Origin of the sequence: Streptosporangium sp. LJ11, from assembly GCF_051918945.1 — a bacterium.
Lineage (GTDB): Bacteria > Actinomycetota > Actinomycetes > Streptosporangiales > Streptosporangiaceae > Streptosporangium.
The window spans coordinates 1-871 of sequence record NZ_JBPXMB010000103.1 but is presented as its reverse complement, the minus strand read 5'-3'; the positions used below and the strand labels follow the sequence as shown (position 1 = coordinate 871).

Annotated in this window: 1 protein-coding gene; it reads right to left on the bottom strand. The window is 64.4% G+C overall.

All coding sequences use genetic code 11. The annotated features are described in order from the left end of the window. Positions 1 to 4: 4 nt before the first annotated feature. A partial coding sequence (locus tag ACTOQ3_RS43575) for an ABC transporter substrate-binding protein (protein WP_440089943.1) occupies positions 5 to 871 on the bottom strand: 867 nt, incomplete at its 5' end.

The window sequence follows — 871 nt, the reverse complement described above, 5'->3', positions numbered from 1 at the left end:
CGGCTCAGTACTGGCGGGTGGGCAGGGCTTCCTTGGCCTGCTCCTGGGTGAAGGTGGTCTCCTCGGTCACCACCCGAGCCGGCACCTGCTCACCGGCGACGACCTTCTTGGCCAGGTCCATCAGTTGAGGGCCGAGCAGCGGGCTGCACTCGACGATGTAGCTGATCTTCCCGTCGGCCAGGGCCTGCATCCCGTCCTTCACCGCGTCGATCGTGATGATCTTGATGTCCTTGCCCGGCACCTTGCCCGCGCCCTCGATCGCCTCGATCGCACCCAGCCCCATGTCGTCATTGTGCGCGTACAGCACATCGATGTCCGGAGTGGACTTCAAGAACGCCTCCATCACCTCCTTGCCCTTGGCCCGGGTGAAGTCACCGGTCTGCGAAGCGGCGATCTTGAACTTCGGATCGGCCGCGATCACCTCCGCGAAACCCGCCTTGCGGTCGTTGGCCGGCGCCGAACCCGTGGTGCCCTGCAGCTCCACGATGTTCACCGGATCCTTGGAGTCCTTGTACTCCTCCACCAGCCACTGACCGGCCTTCTTGCCCTCCTCCACGAAGTCCGAGCCCAGGAAGGTCTTGTACAGCGTCTTGTCGGCCGAATCCACCGCCCGGTCGGTGAGGATCACCGGGATCTTGGCGTTCTGCGCCTCCTTCAGCACCGTGTCCCAGCCCGACTCCACCACCGGCGAGAACGCGATGACGTCGACCTTCTGCTGGACGAAGGACCGGATCGCCTTGATCTGGTTCTCCTGCTTCTGCTGGGCGTCGGAGAACTTCAGCTCCACACCCGCCGTCTTCGCCGACTCCTGCACCGACTTGGTGTTGGCCGTACGCCAGCCGCTTTCCGCGCCGACCTGGGAGAAACCCAT